Raw genomic sequence first — 22,015 nt, 5'->3', positions numbered from 1 at the left:
CGGCTTTTCTGGTGTGGGCGATCGGCCTCACCGAATGGGAGTGAACATGCGTACGACGACCGGGGCGGCGAAGAACACGCCGGGTGGCGAGGCGGGGGGCGGTGCCGGCGACGGGCGACGTCGACGCGCCATGTCGTGCCCGCGATGCCTGGGCGCGAGCGAGCGCTGTACCCACACGATCGGGGAAGCGACCGGCGTGATCGTCGTCGGCTCGGCACCCTCCCGGCCACCGCACCGGGCTTCCTGGACCCGCGCGGGTACGGAGCGGGGGCGCGGCCGCCGGCCCCGGTGAGAATCGACCACGGATCGACCGCGGATCGGCGCCGGCTAGACTGTCGGCGCCGATCCGGCACGCACGGCACGGGGCGGGGCGAGGGACGACGGAAGCGGGCGGATGTACATCGACGACCACGTGCCGGTCCACGAGTTGATGTCGATATCCGCCTACCAGCGCTACCGATTGCTCGCGGATCGACTGCACGCCACCCGGTTGTGGGCACACGAGGACGTCTTCGCCACGGTGTTCGCCGACGCCGCACGACTCGTCTTCGGGCGCGACGAACAGCACCGCGACGCCCGGCGGTTCGTCGACCAGACCTACGTCAACCTGATCACGAGGCCGGGCGACCTGGTCCTGCTGTGCCGGGCCGTTGCCGACGTTGAACTGCGCCTGGCCGTCGTGGAGGCCTATGTCCGGCACCCGCTGGTGTCCGACGACATCCTGTCCGCGATGGGTGCGTCGGGCGAGGTGCACCGCGAACTCCCGCCCGGGGGTTGGACCGAGGTCCCGATGTACCACCATGCGATCGCCCGCCTGCGAGCCGAGCCGGACCGGCGGTTCGACCTGCACGAGCTGACCCCGTTCGGCACCCGCCACGACCTCTCGGCCGCCGCCTCGGCGCTGCGTGCCGCGCTCGAAGCCGATCAACTCACCGACCAGGCGCGCGCATTGGTCCTGGAGTCCGCAATCGTGGACATCCCCAAGCCCGCCTACCACGAGGGCGACCGCGTCCGCGTCGTGGTCGACGATCGCAACCGCACACCCCACAGCGGTTCGATCCGGCACAAACTCTGGCACTACCGCGACCGCACCTGGTACTTCCTGCTCCGCACCGACACGGGCGCCAGGATCTCCAAACGCTACGCCGCCGGCGACCTGCGCCCCGACTGATCACCGGCCGGATCACATTCGGCGAAGCAGGCGGCCGGCATTCAGTCGAACAGGGACTCCTGTACGTCCCTCGGGGGGAGGAACTCCGGTTCGATCGGGGGCGGGTACGTGCCCGCGGTTCGGGCGAGGTCCTCCAGGGTGGACCAGCGGCGGCCGGCGATGCCCTCGCCGACGAGGGTGTGGAACAGGTGGGTCACGGCGTAGGCGTCCCAGGTGGCCGCGCGGTCCTGCGGCGGCTGGAGGCCGATGGCGCGCAGGCGGCCGTCCAGGGACTGCGGCGTGGCGGTGGGCCGGACGACGGCGGCCAAAGTCATCAGGTCCAGCACGACGCAGGACGCCAGGGCCGGGCAGTACGCGCGTTGTTCGCGGATGATCGTCGTCTCGGCGAACGGCGGGACCGCGATCAGCGCGTGCGGATGGTCGCCCGAGATCCGCCGGTCGATCGCGGCCAGCGCCTCGGCCAGGGATCCGGGCTCGGCCGGCGGGACGGGGGCCGTGATCGGCGCGGGGGGAGGGCTCCCGGGCCCGGGCGGTTCGATCACCGCGTGCGCCCGCCAGGAGACGAGGTCCCCGATCCCGTGATGCGCGAGGGCGGCCACCTCCACCGGCGCCGGGCGCTGCACACCCCGGGTCACCAACCGGAAGCGAAGCCCCACGAAGCGCACATCGGACAGTGCCGTCGTAGTCGCGTGTCCTGCCATGCGGGGAGTGTAGGCGCGCCGACCCCGGGAATCCCGAACCCCCGACGGCACAGGCGTTTTGCGGTTGCTGCTCAGACCACGGCCGCCTGGATGGTGAGGGTTCCGGCGGCGGTGTCGAGGGCCGCCTCGGTGCCGAGCGGAATCGTCGGCGGGTGGGGGCCGTGCCCGGCGGGGATGCCGCCGAGGACGGGGATGCCCAGCGGGCCCAGTCGGTCACGCGGGACGTCCACGATGCCCCCGTCCGCCCAGGGTCGGGCCGTCGGCGTCCCGCTCGAAGCCGAGGATTGCCCGAGCACCTCGCCGCGCAGACCGTCCAGGGCTCCGCTGCGGGCGAGTTGGGGTGAGTGCACGATCGACCTCACCCAGTCCCGTGCCTCGTTGGTGTTCGAGGAAGAGGATGGTTCCGTCGAGCGCGGGCAGCCCGGCCCCGGCCTCGGTGCGGATCGCATCGAGGTTGCCGCCCACCAGGACGCCGACCGCGGTGCCCCCGAAGGTGATCGGGGCGGTGACCTCGGTGGGGTCCCGGTGCAGGGTGACCGGCGTGGTGGTGGTCAGCGCGGTCGCCGAGGCGGGGCCGCACCGGTTCGCGGGTGGGTGGACCGGCGGGGGAGACGACGCGTACCCGATCGCCGGGGTGTAGGCGTGGGGGCGGACGGTTCGTCGCGGGTTGTTGGTGGTGGTCACGGTGGAAGCCTTCTATAGGCGGCTTCGGGGTGAGTGGGAGGGGTGGGGGGCCGGCGGGGGTGGAGGGCGTGGCCGGTGACGAGTTCGGAGGTGATTCGGAACCATGCCTGGTGGGGGTCGTGGGGGATGGGGAGTAGGTGGTTCAGGCGGGTGAGTGTGGTGGGGTCGTCGATCCGGGAGGCGTGGCCGGTGATGGTGCCGGCCCAGCCGGTGTGTGCGGTGGGGTCGATGTGGTCGGTTTGGAAGGCGACCACCGTGCCGAGGGCGGCCTTGGCGAGGGGGGAGTCGGGCGGGGTGCGGAACACCACGCATTCCCGGTCGAGGGCGAACGGCACCACGTGGACGGCCGGGAGGGCGCCTTCGCTGACAATGACGCGCCCCATCGGTTCGCTTGCCATCAGGCGGAGGGTTTCGCGGCGGCCGAGGGGGTGGCTCGTGGGTGGGGGCTTGCTCATGGCTCAACTTTCGAACCGGGCGCGGGCGTGGCACAGGGCCGAACGGCCCTGAGCCCGCGCTGTCGAGCGCTGCGGTACCACGTGCCGCGCCGCCGGGAGCCGGACGCCCCGCGAGGCCGTCAGGGCAGCGGTACGCGCCATTCGAGCTGTGCGCCGCCGTCGGGTGCGGGGCCGAATGTGCAGGTTCCGCCGAGGGTTTCGGCGCGTTCGCGCATGTTGGCCGGGCCGCTGTTGCGGGTTGGGGTGGGTGGTGGGCCGATGCCGTTGTCGCGGACGCGTATCCATACGTCGGTTCCGTCGGTTTCGACGTGTACTTCGGCGCGGGTGGCGTGTGCGTGGCGGGTGGTGTTGGCGAGTGCTTCGCGCAGGACGGCGACGAGGTGGACGGTGACGGGTTCGGGGACGGTGGTGTCGAGGAGGCCGTCGACGCGCAGGGTGGGGGCGAAGCCGAGGGTTTGGGTGGCGGTGTCGACCTCGCGGAGGCAGCGGGAGCGTAGTCCGGTGGTGGTGTCGCGGTCGCGGGCCTTGAGGGAGAAGATCGTGGAGCGGATGACCTTGATGGTGTCGTCGAGGGCGTCCACGGCGGTTTCGACGCGCTCGAGGGCTTGGGGGTGGTCGATGAAGCGGGTGGCGCTCTGGAGGGTCATGCCGGTGGCGAAGAGTCGTTGGATGGCGAGGTCGTGCAGGTCGCGGGCGATGCGGTCGCGGTCCTGGAACACGGTCAACAACTCGGCGTCGCGGCGTCGTTCGGCGATCTCCAGGGCGAGTGCGGCGTGGTCGGCGAAGCCGGTGACCATGCGCAGCACCGCGTCGGACAGTGGGGGGCGTTCGGCGCGGTTGGCGACCTGGAGCACGCCGCGGATGCTGTCGGGGGTGCCGAGCGGCAGCAGGAACGCCGACCCCAGATCGGGCCCCACCGCGCCGGCGACCACGGCGCCGGGGTCCTGGCTGAGGTTGTTGGTGACGATCGTCTCGCCGGAGCCGAACACCTTGCCCATCAGGGTGCTCTCCCCGGACAGGACCAGTCCGTGGATGCCGTCGGCGAGGGGTCCGGAGGCGGCCTCGACGACGAGGTCGTCGCTGCCGGGCACGGGCACGGCGAGGGTGACCAGGTCGGCGTCGGCCATCTCCCGGATGGTGGCGGTGAACGAGCGCAGCACCTCGGCGGGGGGCTGACCGGACAGGAGGCTGCGGGTGAGGTCGGAACTGGCGGTGAGCCATCGCTCCCGGCGGCGCACGTCGTCGTACAGACGGGCATTGTCGATCGCCACGCCCGCGGCGGCGGCCAGGGTGCGCAGAACGGCCTCGTCGTCCTCGTCGAAGTCCGCGCCACCGCGCTTCTCCGTGAGATAGAGGTTCCCGAAGACGGTGTCACGGATACGGATCGGCACACCGACGAACGTGTTCATCGGCGGGTGACCGGCGGGAAAACCGAACGAGTCGGGGTGTTCGGAGAGATCGTGCAACCGCAGCGGATGCGGATCGCGAATGATCAGACCGAGGATCCCACGCCCGGTCGGGAACGGACCGATGCGCAAGATCGTGGCGGGATCCATACCCACCGGCAGGAACCGGGCCAGTCGTTCCTCGTCACCGATCACACCGAGAGCACCGTACTCGGCGTCCACCAGCGACACCGCCGACTCCACGATGCGACGCAGGACGGTCTCCAGATCGAGATCACTGCCCACCGACAGCACGGCCTCCAGCAGCCCGTTCACCCGATCCCGAGCCGAACGCACCACCTCCACATGCGCCTGCAACTCATCCAACAACTCATCCAGACGCATCCGCGGCAAAGCCGGCCGCTGCTCCGACGCCACAACCTCTCCCCACCATCGATGATCCGTCGAAAACGCTTTCTCGGGACCATCGTGTCAAACCGGGTCGAGGGTGTGGCCGCCGCGTCCGGTCGGCCCGGCAGGCGACGGGATCCGGTCAGGCGATCGGGACCAGCAGCACCGGTGCCTTGGAGTGGTGCAGCAGCGCGTGGGTGACGCGGCCGAGGTTGGGTCCGAAGCGGCCGTGGCGGCGGTGGGCGGCCAGGACGACCAGCTCGGCCTCGTCGCCGGCGGCGAGCAGCGCGTGGGTGGGGATGTCGCAGACGATCTGCTCGGTCAGCGGTACCTGGCGATAGCGGTTCATGACGGGTTCGAGGGCCGCGGCGAGGGTGGCCTCGGCGGTCTTGCGGCCATCGTCGCCGACCCACAACGGGGCCGCGTAGGGCGCGGCGGGCGACATCGGGGGTGCCCACGCGTGTACCGCGCGCAGTGCCACGCCGCGCGCCTGGGCAGCGGCGAACGCGGCCTCGACGGCGGGGGCGCAGTCGATGCCGGACACCCCCACGACGACCGTGCCGGGTGCGTCCAGCGGGACGTTTGAGTGCGGCGCGCGGACCACCAGGATCGGGCAGCGCGCGGCGGCGGCGACGGACAACGACACCGAACCCAGCAACAGGCCCACGAAGCCGCCCAGTCCGCGACTGCCGAGGACGACGAGCGCCGCGCGGTCGGTGGCCTGCTCCAGGGTCGGCACGATGCGGGCGAGTGCGACCGTGGTGACGATCGCCAGGTCCGGATGGCGCAGCCGGGCCCGCTCGGCGGCCGTTCGGACCAGGGATTCCGCTTCCTCCCGCAGTTCCGCCGCCGACTGGTCCTCCTCGCGGTCCGGCGCCCGGTCGACGACGTGCAGCACCTCCAGCGGCACGCCTCGGAAGGCCGCTTCGTCGGCGGCCTGTTCGACGGCGAGGTCCGCGAGCCCGGATCCGTCGACGCCGACGACCACGTGGTCGCGCAGGGGCGCGCCGTTGCGCTCGGGGGTGGGGACGGGCGAGGGGTTGTGGTTCATGGACTGCTCCCGAGTCGGGTGGGGTAGGGGTATGCGCCCGTAAGGTTGGTGACGCGGCCGGTCCGGCGAAGTCCCGGCTCTCGTCCGGGGGTTCGCGTCGCAGTGGCCGCCGGGGCACGATGTCGTCGCTCGTCCCGTGCACCCATGCGTACCCCCTTGCCCGCAGGTGAAGAGTCGCCGACGGCATCGGCGTCCTCGGCCGGACCCGTCGAGCATGGCGGCGATCCGGCCGGCCCGGCAGGGCCGCAATACCCGGTCCCCAGGGCCGTTCGGCCAGGGTCATCGCTCTCGCCGGGTGCGCCCCGCCGCTCGCGGTCGCCGATCAAGGTCTCTCGGCCCTGGTGGTTTCGGGACCTCCGGCCCTGTCGGGCGCGGTTCGCCCCGCGCAGAATGAGCACGACGCCGACCCGACCGGGTGGCGCCTGTTCGTCATCGTCGGGGAGCACACACCATGGAAGCCGGGTCCACCACCGAAGTCGTCGCCGGAGCGCGCCTGCCCCGCGACACCGGTGCCACGCGAACTTCCGCGCCGGGGCGGGTGACCGGACAACCGGGCGAGACGATCCGGGTGTTCCTCCTGGACGACCACGAGATCGTCCGCCGCGGCCTGGCCGATCTGCTCGGCGCAGAGGGCGACATCGAGGTGGTCGGCGAGTCGGCGTCGGCGGCGGAGGCGACCCGCCGGATACCGGCGCTGCGCCCGCATGTCGCCATCCTGGACGGCCGGTTGCCGGACGGCAGCGGGATCGATGTGTGTCGTGCGGTGCGTTCGTCGTTCCCGGAGATCAACGCGTTGATCCTGACCTCGTACGACGACGAGGACGCGCTGTTCTCCGCGATCATGGCCGGCGCCGCGGGCTACGTCCTCAAGCAGATCCGGGGCAACGATCTGGTGCGCGCCGTCCGGGAGATCGCAGCCGGCCGGTCGCTGCTGGATCCGGCCAGTACCGCGAAGGTCCTGGAACGTGTGCGTACCGGAAACCGCGAGGACTCGCTCGTCGCCACCCTCTCCGACCAGGAACGGCGCACCTTCGACCTGGTCGCCGAGGGCTTGACGAACCGCCAGATCGCCGAGCGTATGCATCTCGCGGAGAAGACCGTCAAGAACTACGTCTCCACGATGCTCCACAAACTCGGCTTCGAACGCCGTGTCCAGGCGGCGGTCTTCGCGGGCACCCTGGCCCACCCGGCCGCACCGTCACCGGAGGTGACGCGAACTCCCGGGCGCGGGTGACGGCACCGCCGAAGCCGCGTTCGAGGGCCGGGTCCCGCCGTTTCAGGGCCTGCGGCCGCGGAAGGTGCGGCGCAGGTCGTCCACCCAGGCGTCGGGGTTCTCCCAGGGGATGAAGTGGCCGCCGTGGTCGTGCGCGTTGACGTTGACGTGGTTGAACCACGCGGCCTGCGGGCCGGTTTCGAACGCCCGGACCCGCTCGGCGGCGGTGTGGATGCCGGGCGGGTTCTCGTAGGTGACGAGGGTGACGCCGACCGGGGCCGGTACGATCGGGGTGCGGTCGTGGGCGGGGGTCCACGGATGGCGGTTGGCGTTGGCGTAGTAACGCATCGACGTGGCGATGGAGTTGTTCACCCAGTAGATCGTGGCGTGGGTGAGCAGGTCGTCCTTGGAGAAGACCGACTCGATGTCGCCGCCGTTGTCGCTCCAGGCGTTCCAGCGCTCCAGCAGCCAGGCGAGCAGTCCGGCGGGCGAGTCGCTCAGCCCGTGGGCCAGCGTGGCGCCGTCGAGCATGTGCACGGCGAGGTGGGTTGCCCAGCGGTGGTCCATCTCGACGATGCGGGCGCGGACTTCGGCGGGCTGGTCGTCGGTGAGGGGCCGGTTCCGGGCGAAGTCCCAGGCGCGGGGGCCGGTGAAGAAGTCGAGCGGCAGGCCCGACCCGATGTGGATGCCGTACAGCCGGTCGGCGTACTTGTGGCCGAGTTGACTGGAGACGAGCCCGCCGATGTCGCAACCCCCGGCGGCGTACTTCTCGTATCCCAGGGTCCCGGTCATCAGGGTGTGCCAGAGGTCGGAGACCTTCCAGAAGTTGACGTCGGGAAAACCGGTGAGCGGGCCGGGGAAACCGAAGCCGGGCAGCGACGGCACGATGACCTCGAACGCGTCGGCGGGGTCGCCGCCGAACGCGGCCGGGTCGGCGAGCGGGTCGATCACCTTCGACCAGTGCCAGAACGTCCACGGCCAGCCGTGGGTGAGGATCAACGGGATCGGGCGGGGGCCGCGGCCGGGTTTGCGCATGAAGTGCACCGGGACACCGGCGACGCTCACCCGGTAGTGCTCGTGGGCATTGATGGCGGCCTCGGCCTTGCGCCAGTCGTAGCCGTTTTGCCAGTGGGCGACCAACTCGCTCAGATAGCCGTCCGGGACGCCGTAGGACCAGTCCTCGTTCCCCTCGTCCAGCGGCGCACGGGTCAGCGCGAGACGGGCGCGCAGATCGTCGAGGACCTCGTCGGCGACGTGGATCGGGGTGGGCTCCAGGGGGAAGGCGCGCGAGGTCGTCATGGCGTGGTTCCTTACCGGGCGGGGGAAGCGAGCTCCGACGATGGGATGTTTCCACATTCGCCCCGGGGTCGTGTCGGGCGGCCGGGACGGTTGGGGCGGGGTACGGATGGGAAGCGCGCCCGGGTGTGTCCGGGCGTGGGCGGCCGGCTGTGAGGCCGCTCACACCGTGTCACAGCCGGGCCGGGTGTCTTGTCCTGGAGGGCGTGACGAACACACGGCGGCCTTCGGTGCCGACCATCGCGTGCGACTACCCTGCGGACGTCGCACGGAGGCGTCCCCGACGGGAAGGCATGGACATGAGCGGTGATGAGCCGGGCGGGAGGGGTTCCGTGAGGGGAGCGGTGAGTGGAGCGCTGGACGAGACGGGCGCGATCGGATACCGGCCGCTGCTGTTCTCCATCGCCTACGGGATGACCGGCTCCGTGGGTGACGCCGAGGACATCGTCCAGGACGCGTTTGTGGGCCTGACGCGCGCCTGTCAGGCGGGTACGACGATCGTCGAGCCGAAGGCGTACCTGACGACGGCGGTGACGCGCCTGGGCATCAACCACCTGCGCTCGGCGCGGGTACGGCGGGAGACGTACGTGGGGGACTGGCTGCCCGAACCGGTCGTCACCTCGGCCGAGGCGCCGGGACCGGCCGAACACGCCGAGCTGGCCGATTCGTTGTCGATGGCGTTTCTGGTGCTGTTGGAATCCCTGTCGCCGGTGGAGCGGGCGGTGTTCATGCTGCGCGAGGTGTTCGGACACGGCTATCCGGACGTCGCACGGATCACCGGCAAGACCGAGGTGAACTGCCGGCAGATCTTCACGCGCGCCAAACAGCGCATCGCCGCCGCCGGAGAGGCGGGAGAGAGCGCACAGCCCCCGGCGCGGCGGGCTGAGGGCGCGGAACTCGCACGCCGATTCTTCGACGCCGCCGGAGGCGGCGACCTGGACGCGCTGCTCGACATGCTCGCGCCCGACGTCGTCTTCCACGGCGACGGCGGCGGCAAGGCACGCGCCCTCGGTCGGCCGATGACCGACCCTCGGCGGGTCGCGCAACTGCTGGTCGGCGGCCTGCGCCGGATCCGGAAGCTCGGGGCGTCCCTGCACCCGGTCCTGGTCAACGGCAGACCGGGTGTGGTGTTCCACGACGCCGAGGACCGCGTGCTCAGCGTGGTCGAACTGGACATCGCCGACGGCATGATCCGGGCGATCCGCTCGGTGGCGAACCCGGACAAGCTCGCCCACCTCGGCCCGGTGTCGGATGTGGGCCTGCTGCCGACGGACTGACCGGGGCGGGCTACGTGTCGTGTGGGCCGGGACCCGGGCTCGCCCGGAAGTCTTCGCGTGGTCGGGGAAGTCGGGCCCCGTCGACGTTCCACGCGCGGGGAAGCGCCTCGTCGCAGACCGCGCAGACGTAGTGCCGATCGCGCACGATGTTGAGCTGCCGACAGGAGGGGCAGCGGCGGAAGACCACCCCGTGGGTGAAGCCGCCCGGGTGCGCGATCCCGGCCCGGGTCAGCGCGCCGGCGACGGCCGGCCACGAGCGGGGGTCGGGGCAGTAGCCGGTGGAATCCGAATCCCCCGTCACGCCCGGCAGATGCAGAAGGGGTGGCCCGCCGGGTCGGTAAGGACCCGCGTCTTGGCGGCGTCATGGGGCTGGTGGTCCGGCTTACCGGCGCCCAATTCCAACAGTCGGGCCTCGGCCTCGTCCAGGTCCACGACGTCGAAGCACAGGTGCAACTGCTGGGGAACCTTCTGTCCGGGCCAGTCGGGTGCCCGGTAGTCGTCGACGCGCTGAAAACCGATGAAGAGCCCGTCCTCGCGGTTGAGCCCCGCGAAGTCGGCATCCGACTTCGGGTGCGGTTCGAAGCCCGTCGCCTCCTGGTAGAAGGCCGCCAACGCCGGTGGATCGGGGCAATCGAGCGTTATCGCGACCAACTTCATCTGCGGGGACATGGCGCCTCCGGACCCATCACGTCACCGGACTCTCGTGACGTCCACCCTAGTGTTCCGGTGCCCGGCCGCCTGATCGTCGTGGTTGCGAAGGAACGACGACGATCAGGGCGGTGGGCGGCATCGGCAGAGTTTGCGGCTTCGGCTTCGGCCTCGGCGCGCCTGCGTGTGCGTTCAGGGCTATTGGAAGTGGTGGGCGTTCTCCGCGAGGAAGGACTCCAGTGTGCGTGGGGGGCGGTTCAGGAGGGTTTCGACCGTTCGGGTCGGGGACTCCGGGTGGGTGATGGCCAGTTGTTGGATCTCGACGATGTGGTCGGCGAGCCAGGCGGGGAGGCCGGCGGTGGTGGTCAGGGTGGTGTGCATGGCCTCGGTCGGCAGGTCGATGTAGCGGATCGGGCGGCCCAGAGTGCGCCTGAACAGGTCGGCCAGCTCGGGGTTGGTGTACGTGCGGTCGCCGGTGAGGGTGTACGTGTGGCCGGCGAGGTCCGGGCGGGTCAGGATCTCGGCGGCCACATCGCCGATGTCGCGGCAGTCGACGTAGTTGCAGGGGGCGTTGCCCATGCTGCCCAGGAACACGCCTTCGGCGGCGATCGACGGGGCGAGGGTCAGCAGCTTCTGCATGAACGCGTACGGCCGGAGCACGGTGTGCGCCATGCCTGTGTCGCGCAGTGCCTGCTCGATGATGTGGTGGCCGCGTGAGACGGCCACCGGCGAGTCCGAAGTGGCCTCCGGGGCCGAGAGTTTGACGACGTGTCGGATGCCGGTTGCGGCTGCGACGGAGATCGCGCACGTCTCGTGGGCCACCTGCGCCGGGCTGTTGGCCATGGCGAGGAACAGTTGGCTTGCGCCGTCGAATGCCTTGCGCAGCGAATCCGGGTCCGCCGCGTCCGCGCCCCGCACCTCCACCAGCGCGCGGGCCGGCCCGTCGAGGCGCTCGCGCAGCGCGTCCGGGTCCCGGCTCAGCGCGCGGCTCGGAACGCCGAGGGCGACCAGGCGGTGGAGAAGTGCGCTTCCGGTGGTCCCGGTCGCGCCCATGACGACGATCATGTCCGTGCTCCTTGTGCCGTGGGTGAGTGGTGCCGTTGGGCGCCGCGCCAGCGCCAGGTGATGATGGTGGTGGCCAGGGCCGCCGACAGCGGCAGGTCCAGGCGCAGCCGCTCCGGCCAGTTCCCGTGGTGCGGGATGATCCGCTCCGGCACGTGGCCCCCGACGAACCAGCCGACGCACGCCGCGAGGGCGGTGATCGCCGGCGCCAGGACGACGGTCGGGATCACCCGGGGGGTCGAGGTCAGCCAACTCCGGCCCGGCCCGCGCCGTTGCAGCCAAGAGCCGACGAGTGCGGCCACGATCGCCGAGGTCCCGGCGATCGACGTGCAGGCGGCGATGGTCAACTCCTGCTGCCCGGTTGCCACGCCGCCCGCTCCGGCCATCAGGGCGGGGGCGAGGTAGGCGACCAATACCTCCCGCCACAGCGTGAAGCGGGGTGGGCCGGCGCCACGTCCGGTGGAACGTCCATGCCTCATGGGGATATCGATCTCCGTTTCGGGGTCGCCATATAATTAGCTCCCTAACTATATGGGCGAAGAAAAGGCCACCCAGGTCATCGCACTCACGTGACGACAACCTTGGGACGGCGCACCTGCATGACGGGTGGTAAGTGGTGAGTGACGGTGGGTGCTACTCCGCCGTCAGCGCCGGAATCCCCCGGACCACACGACCGAGCAGATCCAGGAACACGGTGCGCTCCTCGGCGTCGAGCGCGCTCACCATCTCCTGGAGTCGGCCGAAGTGCGTCGGGGCCAACTCGCGCATCTTCTGCGCCCCCCGCGCGGTCAGTACGACCACGGCGGAGCGGCCGTCCTCGGCGGACGGTCGGCGCAGCACCAGTCCCTCCCGCTCGAGGCCGCCGAGCAGTCCGGTCACCGTTGCCCGGGTGACCCCGAGCGCATCGGCGAGGCCCGAGGGGGTCATCTCCCCGTCGGCGTCCTCGAGGGCGGCCAACAATCGATAGCGGCCGGCCGACAGGCCGAATCCGGCGAAGTGCGCCTCGACCGCCTGCCCGAGTCGTGCCCCGGCCGCCAACAATCGCACGGCGACCAGTACGGCCTGCGGGTCGGCGTCGAGCCCGTAGCGCCGGATCTGGCGGGCCGCCTGATCGAGCGTGGGGGTTTCCTCGGGCAGTGGATCGTGGTGCATGGAAAGTAGTATGGCCCCTAACTATTCACTCCGTCAACACGCCCTCCCGTGGTGCGGGCAAGGACCCGGGTGGCGAAGGTTTCGACGGCGTCGACGACGGCCTCGAAGCGCGGGGAGCGGAACAGGTCGAACGCGTGCAGGGCGCCCGGGAGTTCGGCGTAGACGACGGGGTTGCGGGAGCCGGCTTCGAGGGGTCGGGCGATCTCGACGGGGACGATGGTGTCCAGGGTGCCGTGGGCGGACCCGGCCTGGCCGCGGCGGCGGGACTGGACGACCCGGACCGATTCGTCGCCGACCTCTGGGACGCCCTTGTCGACCCGGGCCCGGGGGCCGCGCCCGGGGCAACCACCCCTTCTGCCTGACCCGACACGGTCGACGCGCGCTACGGCTGCGGCGTGGTGCGCGCCCAGACGAGGGAGCGCAGGGAGAACCAGGTCAGGAAGGCGGCGAGGGGGAGTTCGACGAAGTAGGCGAGCAACATGGCCTGGAGGTATTCCAGCTTGGGGGCCGCCGACATGTAGTCGAACCACGCGTCCAGGGCGAGTACGGCCGCCGCCGCTGCCGCCGCCGGGCTGGTGGCGATGTGGCGGCGGGTGATCAGCCGGGCGAGGCAGACCAGCATGCCGATCTCGATGAGGTCGAGGCCGATCCACGAGTTGTCGAAGTCGCGGTTGCCGGCGTCGCCGCGAAGTTCCGCGATCAGCACGCCGATCCAGGCGACGAGCACGATCGCGCACACGACGAGTATGCGGGGCAGTCGGTCCGCGACCTTGTCGAAGGAGAGATCGCGGGCGGGATTCAGCCGTGGAAAACGGCGCAACAACGCGTATCCGGCGGCGAGGCAGCCGAGTGTCCACAACAGGCCCATGATCACGTGAGTGTAGTTCGCAGGCGCAGGCCGGCCCGCTCGGCCCAATGGGTTGCTCCCGTCGGTCCCCGGAGTGCCGGCCCGGATGAATGAATCCCGGTGTGGGCGATATCGCGGTCGAGGTGGCGGGGTATGCGGCTCACGACCTTTGTGCACAGTCGTCAGGATCGGGAGTATGCCGTGGTGGTTGCGCCGTGGGATCATGCCGCGTCCGGTTACAGCATGGTTGGGGACCCGTTCGGATCGGCGACCGACGGCGTCAAGGACCACTCCGTCCCCCGCTACATCGCGGCGATCGAAAAGAACCTGACCCCGGCGGACAGGCGGGCATAGGCGGCCCACCCCCTGTCCGGAACGCCCCGACCCGCCCACCCGGGTCGGGGCGCTCGGCGCGGGCCCATCCGCCGAGGGCGGCCGTCGACCGACCCGGGTGGGCCCAGCCCCGACTCCGGATCGACGTGTGGGGCTGTGGTCGTCCGGGTGGGCAACGTGCGAGTGCCCCGAGCGGGGACGTGGAAGACGCCGTTGCCGTGGCTCGCCGGGACGTTCGGCAGGATCTCGTCACCGGGGGTGGTTTCGGGGCACGCGTGCCGGGCAGCCGGGTGTGGGTGTTGGGTGGGGGCGCTGACAGACTGGGCGGCGGGCGGTGGCGGGATGACGGTTTGCGCGCCCGACACCGGTGGGGAGCCAAGGGGGCGAAGGATCGTGCTGAGCAGGGCCGTCTCGACGCTGTGGCGGCATGCCGATCCGGACCGGGTGATCCGGCTCGTCGCGCGTTGCGATCCGGCCGAACGCGGGCGGGTGCTTGCCGAGTTGGCGGATGTGCCGGGCGTGGTCGAATACGCGCTGGCGCACGGCGACCGGAGCGATCATCTCGCGCTCGCCCGATACGATCGGCAGCGGCGGTCCGTACTGGCGGACCTGGTCGCGCTCGACGACCCCGAGGTGGATCGGCAGGTCTTCGTCAATCCGCGCGCCGACACCCGCATCCGGCGCCGGATCCTGAGCCGCGACCGGCCACCGCACCCCGAACTGCGCGAGATGTTGTCGACGACGCGGACCCGGCCGTACATCCTGGCCCTGGTGTACGCGCGCGAGGCCCGGTTGATCCGGCACGCGCTGGCCGTGCTGGGTCGGCAGCCGAACCGGGCCGTCGTCGAGCGGGCCCGGCTCCAGGCCTTCGTCGGGCTATGGCGGGCCGAGGGGCCGGAGGCGGTGCTTGCCGCGCTGTCCGTGCGGAACTACCGCACCCGGGTGGTCGCCCCGCTCGTGCGCGCGGCCTTGGACGCGCCCGAGGGGCTGATGTTGCTGGAGGTCGGGGCGTGCGCCGACGCGGACACCGACGAACTGATCGGGCTGCTGCGGTCCCCCGGCCTGCGCCGCGCCGAGGCACGACACGTACTCTCGCTCGCGGCCACGCCGCCGGACTGGAACGCGCTGCGGCGGGCCCACCGGCGGACCCCGTTCGCGCCGATCGTGGCCGCCGCGCTCGCCGGCACCGAGGGTTGCCCGCCGGACGCCGTCGTCGAGTTCGACGCCACCCTCGACCACGCCAATCGGCCGCTCGAACGCGCCCTGCTGGAACACGTGGTGACGCCGGAGCACTTCCTGCACGCGGGCCGGCCCGCGTGGGACGTGTTGCGCTCGGTCGACGACTTCTGCCCCCGCTCGGCGCAGGCCGCCGCGTTCGGCCCGCTCGTGACGGGGCTGCGGCCGCTGCTGCCGGACGACGTGGAGGGGTGGCTGCGGCTGGCCCGGGTGGGGCCGGAGTATCCGGGCACGGTGTACGAACTGCTGCGCCACGTCCGGGAGTCGGGTGGGGTGGATGGGGACGACGGGATCGGGAGGGCTCCGGTGGTCGGTGCCGATTCGGCCGCGCGACCTCGGCCACCGGTGGGGCCGCCCGAGCTGCTCCGGGGCGCCCCCAGCCCGCTGTCGCTGCTGCTGTCCCGGGTCGATCCGGAACTGGTGGCCGAGGTGGTCGCCGTGCTCGAACCGGCCGACCTGCTCGCGTTCGGCGCCGGCCGGCACACCCTGGCCCCGCCGGTCGCGCTCGCGCTCATCGGCCGCGGGCTCGGGGAGTTCCCGTACCGGCTCGCCCGGCGGATCACCGCCCGCGGCGACGCGCTCCAGGCGCTGGCGGCGATCGACGACGAACTCCCCGCGCACGTCCGCAAGTCGCTCGAGGACGCCGACGAGGGCATCTGGTACTTCGATTCCCACCGCGGCCGAACCCACTACCGGGTCGAGGGCCGTGCCTCGGCGGCGGACCTGGCGACATGGCCGGCTCCGGAAGTGCTGCACGCGCTGCCTGCTCGTGTGCCCGCCGCCCTGTGGGCAAGGCTGGCCGAGGACCCGGGCCCGATACCCGCGCCGGCCCGTGATCCGGCGGTCGTCGTCGCCGCGTACCACCCGGACTGCCCCGAGGCGCTGCTCCCGACGCTGATCCGCCGTCAACCGGGCTTCTTCTCCCACGGATCGATTCGATCGCCCGCCGTCGCGCGCGCCCTGATCGCCGACCCCCCGGTACGCGATCTGCCCATCTGGGAAATCGGCGACCTGCTGTACGACGGCCTGCTCACCCCCGGCGAGATCCTGACCGGAGCCCGGCCGGCCGCACCCGCCCTGGTCGTCTGCCACGCGTACGCCCGCGACCTGGTCCGAGGGCACCTGCGCGACGACGACGCCTGGACGGTGGCCGCCAACCTGCTCCGCGACTTCACCGGGACACCGGCGGAACTCCTGGCCACGGCGGTGGCGATGACGTCGTGACGGGCTGACGCACCCGCGCGGCCGGCCGATCGCCCGGGAGCTGCGACATGTGGCAACTCCCGGGCGACCGGCTGGTGTTCAGGAGGTGCCGCGGAGGCCGTCTGTTGGATGGAGATGGCGATCAGGACAAGGACAGCGCCGAGGATCCGGCGGCCGTCGACGTGTTCGCCGTGGAGCAGCACGGCGAGGACGGTGGCGGTGAGCGGTTCCAGGAGCACGGCGATCGTGCCCGCGCCGGGGCCGGCACGGTGGAGTCCGGCGAAGTAGCCGGTGTAGGCGGCGGCGGTCGGGAACAGGCCGAGGAAGAGCAGGGCGCCGAAGGTGTCAAGGCGGACCTGGAAGGTCATCCCGGACACGAGGCCGGCGGGCAGGAGCAGGGCCGCTCCGGCGAGGAAGCTCAGGCCGGTGGAGGCGACGCGGTCCAGGCCGGCGGGTTGTTCGCGGCGATCCAGGGACAGTATGGCGAAGCCCGCCGCGGCGAGCAGGGCCAGTGCGGCGCCCGCCACCCGATGGCCCCCGGCGGTGGGTGAGCCGAGCAGGAGGACCAGGCCGCTCGCGGCGGCGACGAGGGTGCCGACGGCACGGCGCGAGGGCCGCCGCCGGTCGAGAAGCGCGGACCCGACGGTCACCATGACGGTGACGCCGACCATGGTGGTCAGCGTGGCCAGACCGACGGAAGTGGCCGCCACCGCACCGAAGTACGCGGCCTGGAAGACGGCGAGCAACAGGCCGGCGGCCGCGATCCGGGACCATGCGGCCCGGCCGCGCGGAAGGACTCCGAGGCGACCGCCGGCCGCGGCGTAGGCGGTGATCAGGATGCCGCCGAGCAGCAGGCGGTACGCGGCGACGGCCAGTGGACTCAGCCCCGCGCGGGAGGCGAGGAGGGAGCCGGCGAGGCCGCCGGTGCCCCAGAGCAGGCCGGCGAGGATCAGCAGGCCGGTGCCGCCACGCGGGTTGCGGGCGGCGGCCGAGGAGGATGCCGGCAGGAACGACGATGAACGTGCGGACATGGGAAAGCTCCGACTTCGACGTGGACGAGGACAACGTCGGAGCGGGGTGTCAGCGCTTCAATGCGGATCGCTGCACATCGGGCAGCACCGAATGGGGCCTCGGCGGCAACGGCCTGCCGGACCCGAAAGACGCCCCGCTCAGTGGCGGGGCGGCGGGGTGATGACACGATGGCGATGCACGAGGATCACCGTATCGTGCACGCACGCGTCGGTACACGGCACGGTTCCGGTCATCCGCGTGCGGGCGAAGTGCCTTGCGGACGCCGCAGTTTGTGCCATGCCGTGCCGTGCCCTTCCTGCGCCCCGTGGGCCGCTGTCGGCGACGGCCGGGGAGGGTGGCGGCCTCCTCGCTACCCGGCCGCCCAAAACGTCGCGCCCGGGGATTGGGGGGCGCGCCCGGGTTTTCCGGCCCCTCGGCTCACGCGTCGTCTCGGTCCGGGGTCGTTGTGTCGGCAAGATCGGGAAGACCGGGAACACCGAGAATGCCGAGGAACGCGCTTGCCGCCGCAGTGCGGGCGAAGCGGCTCCAGATGACGTATTCGACCCGCGCCGGCGCGTCCGCGATCTCCAGCGTGACGACGCCGGCGAAGCGCGGCGCGTAGGCGGCCGGCAACATCGCCACGCACAGGCCGCGGCCGACCAGGCGGGGGATGAAGTCGGTGGTGGTGATCTCGAAGGCGACATCGCGGGTGAGCCCGGCCGCAGCGAAGGCCTGGTCGGACTGGACGCGTCCGGCCGTCCCGGCCGGGAGGTCCACGAACACCTCGGTGGAGAGCCGGTGCAGGTCGACGGTCGACGCGCCGGCGAGCGGGTGGTCGGGGGCGACCATCGCGACGAGGTGGTCGCGGCCGAGTTCGTGGGCGGCCACACCCTGGGGGTGGGCGGTGGTGGGCAGTCCGAGGAAGGCGACGTCGAGTGTCCCGTCCCGGACCTGCTCGATCAGGTCGTCGCTGGCACCGACCCGCAAACTGATCCGTACCCGCGGGTAGCGCCGGCGGAAGTCGCCGAGCGCGTCGGGGATGTCGGCGGCGGAGACGGTGGGGATCAGGCCGACGGCCAGGCGTCCGCGTACTTCGCCGACGGCGGCGGCGACCTCGGCCGCGGCCCGTTCGGCCGCGTCCAGGCACTGCCGGGCGGCGGGCAGGAACGCCTCGCCGGCGGGGGTGAGTCGCACCCGCCGGCTGGTTCGGGCGAACAGCCGCGCGCCGAGTTCGCGTTCGAGCCGGGCGATCTGGTGGCTGAGGGCGGACTGTACGACCAGACACCGTTCCGCCGCGCGGGTGAAGCTGTTGGTCTCGGCCACGGCGACGACGTAGCGCATCTGCTGGAGTTCCATGGATCAATCTTGAATCGAGAACGATGTGGTGACAAACATGTCTTGGACTCATTGATCGATGTCGGGCCAGACTCCCAGCCATGACAAACCGAGCCGGCCGAGGGCCGTCCGGCGGCGCGGGCGGCGCTCGCCACGGGAACCTGCCGCGTACCGCCCTGACCGCCCTGGCACCCCTGGTCTGGGGCACGACCTACATCGTCACCACCGAGCTGCTCCCGTCCGGCCACCCGCTCTTCGCCGGCCTGATGCGCGCGTTGCCCGCCGGCCTGATCGCACTGGCGTTCACCCGGACGCTGCCGCGCGGCGCCTGGTGGGCCAAGGCCGCGGCGCTCGGCGTCCTGAACATCGGGCTGTTCCTGCCGCTGCTGTTCATCGCGGCCGAACGCCTGCCCGGCGGCGTCGCCGCCACGCTGTCCGCGGCCCAGCCGCTGATCGTCGCCGTCCTGGCCGTCGGCGTGCTGCACGAACGCCTGTCCCTGCGGCGGCTGTTCTGGGGCGTGACGGGCGCGGTCGGCGTCGGCCTGGTGGTGATCGGGCCGAACGCGGCGCTCGACACCATGGGTATCGTGGCGGGCCTCGGGAGCGCGGCCATGATGGCGTCCGGCCTGACGCTCACCAAACGTTGGGGACGCCCGGACGGGGTCGGCCCACTGGCCTTCGCCGGGTGGCAGATGACCGCCGGGGGCCTGTTCCTGGTACCGGTCACCTTCCTGGCCGAGGGAGCGCCGCCGGCGATCGACACGAACGCCGCCGCCGGTTACCTCTGGCTGGGCGTGGTCGGCGGCCTGATCACCTACGTCCTATGGTTCCAGGGCATCGGCCTGCTGCCCGTCACCTCCGTCGCGGTCCTCGGCCTGCTCTCCCCGCTGGTCGCCGCGACGCTGGGTGCCGTCGTCCTCGACCAGACGCTGGGCCCGATCCAACTCGTCGGCTTCGCCCTCGCCCTGGCCGCCATCGTCGCGGGCCAACTCCCCGCCCCCGCCCAGAAGTCCGCCATCCCCGCCGCCCCCGCTCCGGCCGGCGCCCCGCAGCGGAAACGAGCGGCCGATGCGGGCGGCCGGTGACCATCGGTGACCGCCGCCGACCGCCGCCGACCGCCGCTCGTGTCCCCGCCGACCACCGGTCGGGTCGAAAACGCCGACCGCCGCGAGTAAAAGCTTGGCAACGTGTGGACGGTAGGGTGGTTATGCAATTTCACATATCACATCATGCTCATCATGAAAAAAGTCATCGCCCTGTGCTCGGCGGTCGCCGCGATCGTGGCCCTCGGGGGAGCGTCGGTCAGTGCCGCGTCCGACGATCCCGCAGCCGAGGACACCGGGCAGGGAAAACTCGTCTGGAGTTCCTGTAACGACGCCACCACACCCGCGCTCGAATGCGCGATGCTCGACGTGCCGGTGGACTACGCGGACCCGCGCGGCCGCAAGATCAAGATCAAGGTGAACCGACTGCCCGCCACGGCGCCCAGCGACAAGCGGCAGGGACCGATCCTGCTCAACCCGGGCGGCCCCGGGGACTCGGGGTTGTGGATGCCCGCGTTCATCTCCGGGCAGATCCCCCAGGACGTCGCCTCGACCTACGACTGGATCGGCTTCGACCCGCGCGGCACCAACGGCAGTGAACCGCATGTCGTGTGCGACGCGACCTACTTCCACGGCGAACGGCCCGACTACCAGATCAGCCAGGGCACCTCGAAGGCGTGGCTGGCGAAGGCCGCCGGATACGCCGCCGACTGTACGGCCGACTGGTCCTGGCTGATGCCGCACATGACCACCGTCGACAACGCGCGTGACATGGACAGCATCCGACGCGCACTGGGCGCGTCGAAGATCAACTTCTACGGCGGATCCTGGGGCACCTCGCTGGGCTCCACCTACGGCCAACTCTTCCCGTCACGCGTGCGCCGCATGGTGCTGGACAGCATCGTGGGCCCGACCATCAGCTGGTACGACCACAACATCCTCCAGGACAGGGAACACCAGCGCCGCTTCGACGCGTTCGCCGAGTGGACCGCCAAGGCCGACCCGGTCTACCACCTCGGCACCGATGCCGCCGCCGTCCGGCGGGCGTACGACCAGGTCGAGGCCGCGCTGCGGACCGACCCCGTCGACGCCGCGCCCGCGCCCGGCAAGATCGGCCCCGCCGAGTTCGAGGACACCTTCTACGGCGGCGGCTACAACTTCCTGCGCTGGCCCCGGATGGCCACCGTGCTTTCCGCGTATGTCACCCAACACGACACCAGGCCGCTGAACATCGCCTACAACCGCTACGCCGCGCCGGGCACCGACGACGCCACCTTCCCGGCGTACAACGCGGCGCAGTGCACGGAGAACGCCTGGCCGCGCGACTGGGAGTTCTGGAAGAAGGACCAGGCCCGGGTCGACGCGACCGCGCCCTTCTACACCTATAACAACATGTGGTACAACGCGGCCTGCATGTTCTGGCCCTACCAGGGCAACCAGGCGGGCCGGCTGAAGATCACCGGCAAGGGCCTGCCGCCCGTCCTGCTCTTCCAGGCCACCGAAGACGCCGCCACGCCGTACGAGGGCGGCCTCGCGATGCGCGACGCGCTGCCGAATTCCAAGCTGGTCGTCCAGACCGGCGGCAGCTTCCACGAGATCCTGTTCCACGGCAACGCCTGCCTGGACGACACCTTCACCGCCTACCTGCGCGACGGCAGCCTCCCCAGGGGCGGCGGCCGGATCGCCAAGACCTGCGCCCCCGAGGCCGATCCCACCCCCGTGTACGTGCCCCCGCCGCCGGGACTCACGGCCGAGAGCGCGGGCGGGGCCGCGCCCCTCGTGCCCACCGACCCCGAGGCTGTTCGGGGCGTCCTCCGATAACCCCTCCGATAACCCGTCGACCCCTCTACCCGGTGTGATCAGGCGGCCGTCGGCTCCCCGCCGACGGCCGCCGACCCGCGTCGACCCGGGCGACGCGTGGCGGCGACGCGTGTCACTCCTCGTCGTCGTTGTGGGCGTACAGCTTCAGCACCGGCACACCCACCTTGTGTCGGGCGCGGCTCGCCCAGTCCCGGTGGAAGAACTCCTCGACCAGATGCGGGGCGGTCAGGACGATCACCTCGTCTGCGTGCGTCTCCTCGACCACGGCCCGGAGCAGATCGAGCGGATGGCCCTCGACCAGTTGTCCGACGGCCTCGCTGCCCGTGTCCCGCAGGCTGCGGAGCGAATGCTCCAGGGCGAGGGCGGCGGGCCGAAGTGCCTCCTCACCCTCGGGCTCGTCGGATTCGTGGACCGCCTGCTGGAGTTCGCCCAGGGCGACGTCGTCGATGGCGCGCAGCAGACGGTCCTCGGCGCCGCGCGGTTGCAGCAGTACGACGAAGGACATCGTGTCGTCGTGGAGAGTGGTGACGAGGTCGACGTCCGCCGCGGACAGCGGCTGCTCGACCATCAGGACGCTCGTGAACACCGTGGGCCTTTCCGTGGCGCACCCCGAACGGGCGCGGACGGTGAGTAACGATAGCGACACGGATCCGCCGCGACGCCGGTTTTCCGCCGGGCGG

The 22,015-nt window shown here is 71.6% G+C and carries 24 protein-coding genes; 9 read left to right on the top strand and 15 right to left on the bottom strand.

The features are described from left to right. The first annotated feature begins 394 nt into the window (after positions 1 to 394). Positions 395 to 1,171, top strand: coding sequence for a hypothetical protein (locus ACH4XV_RS22470; protein WP_395792440.1), 777 nt, complete (start codon positions 395 to 397; stop codon positions 1,169 to 1,171). A 41-nt stretch (positions 1,172 to 1,212) separates the two neighbouring features. Here the strand turns inward: ACH4XV_RS22470 and ACH4XV_RS22465 are convergent, their stop codons facing one another. Together ACH4XV_RS22465 and ACH4XV_RS22460 are read right to left on the bottom strand one after the other, a co-directional pair. Beyond that, on the bottom strand, positions 1,213 to 1,872 hold the full coding sequence (locus ACH4XV_RS22465; protein WP_395792438.1) for a hypothetical protein: 660 nt from the start codon (positions 1,870 to 1,872) through the stop codon (positions 1,213 to 1,215). A 71-nt stretch (positions 1,873 to 1,943) separates the two neighbouring features. Next, positions 1,944 to 2,234 (bottom strand): hypothetical protein, encoded by a 291-nt coding sequence (locus ACH4XV_RS22460; RefSeq protein WP_395792436.1) that lies wholly within the window; start codon positions 2,232 to 2,234, stop codon positions 1,944 to 1,946. Positions 2,235 to 2,269: 35 nt separating this feature from the next. Between ACH4XV_RS22460 and ACH4XV_RS22455 the strand changes: the two genes are divergently transcribed. Beyond that, positions 2,270 to 2,512: a hypothetical protein gene (locus ACH4XV_RS22455; protein WP_395792434.1), complete on the top strand. Its 243-nt coding sequence runs from the start codon at positions 2,270 to 2,272 to the stop codon at positions 2,510 to 2,512. 40 nt (positions 2,513 to 2,552) lie between these two features. Here ACH4XV_RS22455 and ACH4XV_RS22450 read toward each other — a convergent pair whose 3' ends face one another. The 3 genes from ACH4XV_RS22450 to ACH4XV_RS22440 form a co-directional block, all read right to left on the bottom strand. Beyond that, complete coding sequence (locus tag ACH4XV_RS22450) at positions 2,553 to 3,011, bottom strand: pyridoxamine 5'-phosphate oxidase family protein (protein WP_395792432.1); 459 nt, start codon at positions 3,009 to 3,011, stop codon at positions 2,553 to 2,555. Between the two features lie 119 nt (positions 3,012 to 3,130). After that, on the bottom strand, positions 3,131 to 4,801 hold the full coding sequence (locus tag ACH4XV_RS22445; protein ID WP_395792430.1) for a GAF domain-containing protein: 1,671 nt from the start codon (positions 4,799 to 4,801) through the stop codon (positions 3,131 to 3,133). 148 nt (positions 4,802 to 4,949) lie between these two features. Next, on the bottom strand, positions 4,950 to 5,858 hold the full coding sequence (locus ACH4XV_RS22440) for a universal stress protein (RefSeq protein ID WP_395792428.1): 909 nt from the start codon (positions 5,856 to 5,858) through the stop codon (positions 4,950 to 4,952). Between the two features lie 451 nt (positions 5,859 to 6,309). Between ACH4XV_RS22440 and ACH4XV_RS22435 the strand changes: the two genes are divergently transcribed. Then, positions 6,310 to 7,092, top strand: a complete 783-nt coding sequence (locus tag ACH4XV_RS22435) for a response regulator (RefSeq protein ID WP_395792426.1) — start codon at positions 6,310 to 6,312, stop codon at positions 7,090 to 7,092. Positions 7,093 to 7,134: 42 nt separating this feature from the next. Here ACH4XV_RS22435 and ACH4XV_RS22430 read toward each other — a convergent pair whose 3' ends face one another. Next, positions 7,135 to 8,370: an epoxide hydrolase family protein gene (locus tag ACH4XV_RS22430; protein ID WP_395792424.1), complete on the bottom strand. Its 1,236-nt coding sequence runs from the start codon at positions 8,368 to 8,370 to the stop codon at positions 7,135 to 7,137. Positions 8,371 to 8,666: 296 nt separating this feature from the next. On the opposite strand from ACH4XV_RS22430, the gene sigJ reads away from it, so the two are divergent. Then, positions 8,667 to 9,644, top strand: a complete 978-nt coding sequence (sigJ, locus tag ACH4XV_RS22425) for an RNA polymerase sigma factor SigJ (RefSeq protein WP_395792422.1) — start codon at positions 8,667 to 8,669, stop codon at positions 9,642 to 9,644. Between the two features lie 10 nt (positions 9,645 to 9,654). Here sigJ and ACH4XV_RS22420 read toward each other — a convergent pair whose 3' ends face one another. From ACH4XV_RS22420 to ACH4XV_RS22400, 5 genes are all read right to left on the bottom strand, one after another. Next, complete coding sequence (locus ACH4XV_RS22420) at positions 9,655 to 9,945, bottom strand: hypothetical protein (RefSeq protein ID WP_395792420.1); 291 nt, start codon at positions 9,943 to 9,945, stop codon at positions 9,655 to 9,657. Continuing rightward, positions 9,942 to 10,313: a VOC family protein gene (locus ACH4XV_RS22415; protein ID WP_395792418.1), complete on the bottom strand. Its 372-nt coding sequence runs from the start codon at positions 10,311 to 10,313 to the stop codon at positions 9,942 to 9,944. The genes ACH4XV_RS22420 and ACH4XV_RS22415 overlap by 4 nt, the downstream gene beginning before the upstream one ends. Positions 10,314 to 10,490: 177 nt before the next feature. Then, positions 10,491 to 11,357 carry an NmrA family NAD(P)-binding protein gene (locus tag ACH4XV_RS22410; protein ID WP_395792416.1) on the bottom strand — a complete coding sequence of 289 codons (867 nt, stop codon included), beginning with the start codon at positions 11,355 to 11,357 and terminating at the stop codon, positions 10,491 to 10,493. Further along, complete coding sequence (locus ACH4XV_RS22405; protein WP_395792414.1) at positions 11,354 to 11,833, bottom strand: hypothetical protein; 480 nt, start codon at positions 11,831 to 11,833, stop codon at positions 11,354 to 11,356. Before ACH4XV_RS22405 ends, ACH4XV_RS22410 begins: the two co-directional genes overlap by 4 nt. A 154-nt stretch (positions 11,834 to 11,987) precedes the next feature. Then, complete coding sequence (locus ACH4XV_RS22400; RefSeq protein WP_395792412.1) at positions 11,988 to 12,506, bottom strand: MarR family winged helix-turn-helix transcriptional regulator; 519 nt, start codon at positions 12,504 to 12,506, stop codon at positions 11,988 to 11,990. Here ACH4XV_RS22400 and ACH4XV_RS22395 point away from each other — a divergent pair. Continuing rightward, positions 12,491 to 12,868 carry a hypothetical protein gene (locus ACH4XV_RS22395; RefSeq protein WP_395792410.1) on the top strand — a complete coding sequence of 126 codons (378 nt, stop codon included), beginning with the start codon at positions 12,491 to 12,493 and terminating at the stop codon, positions 12,866 to 12,868. The two genes, ACH4XV_RS22400 and ACH4XV_RS22395, sit on opposite strands and share 16 nt — an antisense overlap. Before the next feature lie 20 nt (positions 12,869 to 12,888). Here the strand turns inward: ACH4XV_RS22395 and ACH4XV_RS22390 are convergent, their stop codons facing one another. Continuing rightward, a complete protein-coding gene (locus ACH4XV_RS22390) occupies positions 12,889 to 13,374 on the bottom strand; it encodes a hypothetical protein (protein WP_395792408.1) in 486 nt (161 codons plus the stop codon). A gap of 132 nt (positions 13,375 to 13,506) precedes the next feature. Between ACH4XV_RS22390 and ACH4XV_RS22385 the strand changes: the two genes are divergently transcribed. Then, on the top strand, positions 13,507 to 13,707 hold the full coding sequence (locus tag ACH4XV_RS22385) for a hypothetical protein (protein ID WP_395792406.1): 201 nt from the start codon (positions 13,507 to 13,509) through the stop codon (positions 13,705 to 13,707). Between the two features lie 2,120 nt (positions 13,708 to 15,827). Here the strand turns inward: ACH4XV_RS22385 and ACH4XV_RS22380 are convergent. Continuing rightward, the gene (locus ACH4XV_RS22380; RefSeq protein ID WP_395792404.1) at positions 15,828 to 17,156 is read right to left on the bottom strand and encodes a DMT family transporter; all 1,329 of its coding nucleotides are present in this window, start codon (positions 17,154 to 17,156) and stop codon (positions 15,828 to 15,830) included. Here ACH4XV_RS22380 and ACH4XV_RS22375 point away from each other — a divergent pair. After that, positions 17,141 to 17,317, top strand: coding sequence for a hypothetical protein (locus ACH4XV_RS22375; protein ID WP_395792402.1), 177 nt, complete (start codon positions 17,141 to 17,143; stop codon positions 17,315 to 17,317). The genes ACH4XV_RS22380 and ACH4XV_RS22375 overlap by 16 nt on opposite strands. 257 nt (positions 17,318 to 17,574) lie before the next feature. Here the strand turns inward: ACH4XV_RS22375 and ACH4XV_RS22370 are convergent, their stop codons facing one another. Further along, positions 17,575 to 18,492: a LysR family transcriptional regulator gene (locus ACH4XV_RS22370; protein ID WP_395792400.1), complete on the bottom strand. Its 918-nt coding sequence runs from the start codon at positions 18,490 to 18,492 to the stop codon at positions 17,575 to 17,577. A gap of 80 nt (positions 18,493 to 18,572) precedes the next feature. Between ACH4XV_RS22370 and ACH4XV_RS22365 the strand changes: the two genes are divergently transcribed. Together ACH4XV_RS22365 and ACH4XV_RS22360 are read left to right on the top strand one after the other, a co-directional pair. Then, positions 18,573 to 19,556, top strand: a complete 984-nt coding sequence (locus tag ACH4XV_RS22365) for an EamA family transporter (RefSeq protein ID WP_395792398.1) — start codon at positions 18,573 to 18,575, stop codon at positions 19,554 to 19,556. A gap of 153 nt (positions 19,557 to 19,709) precedes the next feature. Beyond that, positions 19,710 to 21,335, top strand: a complete 1,626-nt coding sequence (locus ACH4XV_RS22360) for an alpha/beta hydrolase (RefSeq protein WP_395792396.1) — start codon at positions 19,710 to 19,712, stop codon at positions 21,333 to 21,335. A 112-nt stretch (positions 21,336 to 21,447) separates the two neighbouring features. On the opposite strand, the gene ACH4XV_RS22355 is transcribed toward ACH4XV_RS22360, so the two are convergent. Further along, positions 21,448 to 21,921: an indole-3-glycerol phosphate synthase gene (locus ACH4XV_RS22355; RefSeq protein ID WP_395792394.1), complete on the bottom strand. Its 474-nt coding sequence runs from the start codon at positions 21,919 to 21,921 to the stop codon at positions 21,448 to 21,450. Positions 21,922 to 22,015 lie beyond the last annotated feature (94 nt).

Source organism: Embleya sp. NPDC020630 (assembly GCF_044334985.1).
In the GTDB taxonomy this organism is placed as follows: domain Bacteria; phylum Actinomycetota; class Actinomycetes; order Streptomycetales; family Streptomycetaceae; genus Embleya.
The sequence above is the reverse complement of the archived record's forward strand: the minus strand, read 5'-3'. Positions and strand labels throughout refer to the sequence as shown.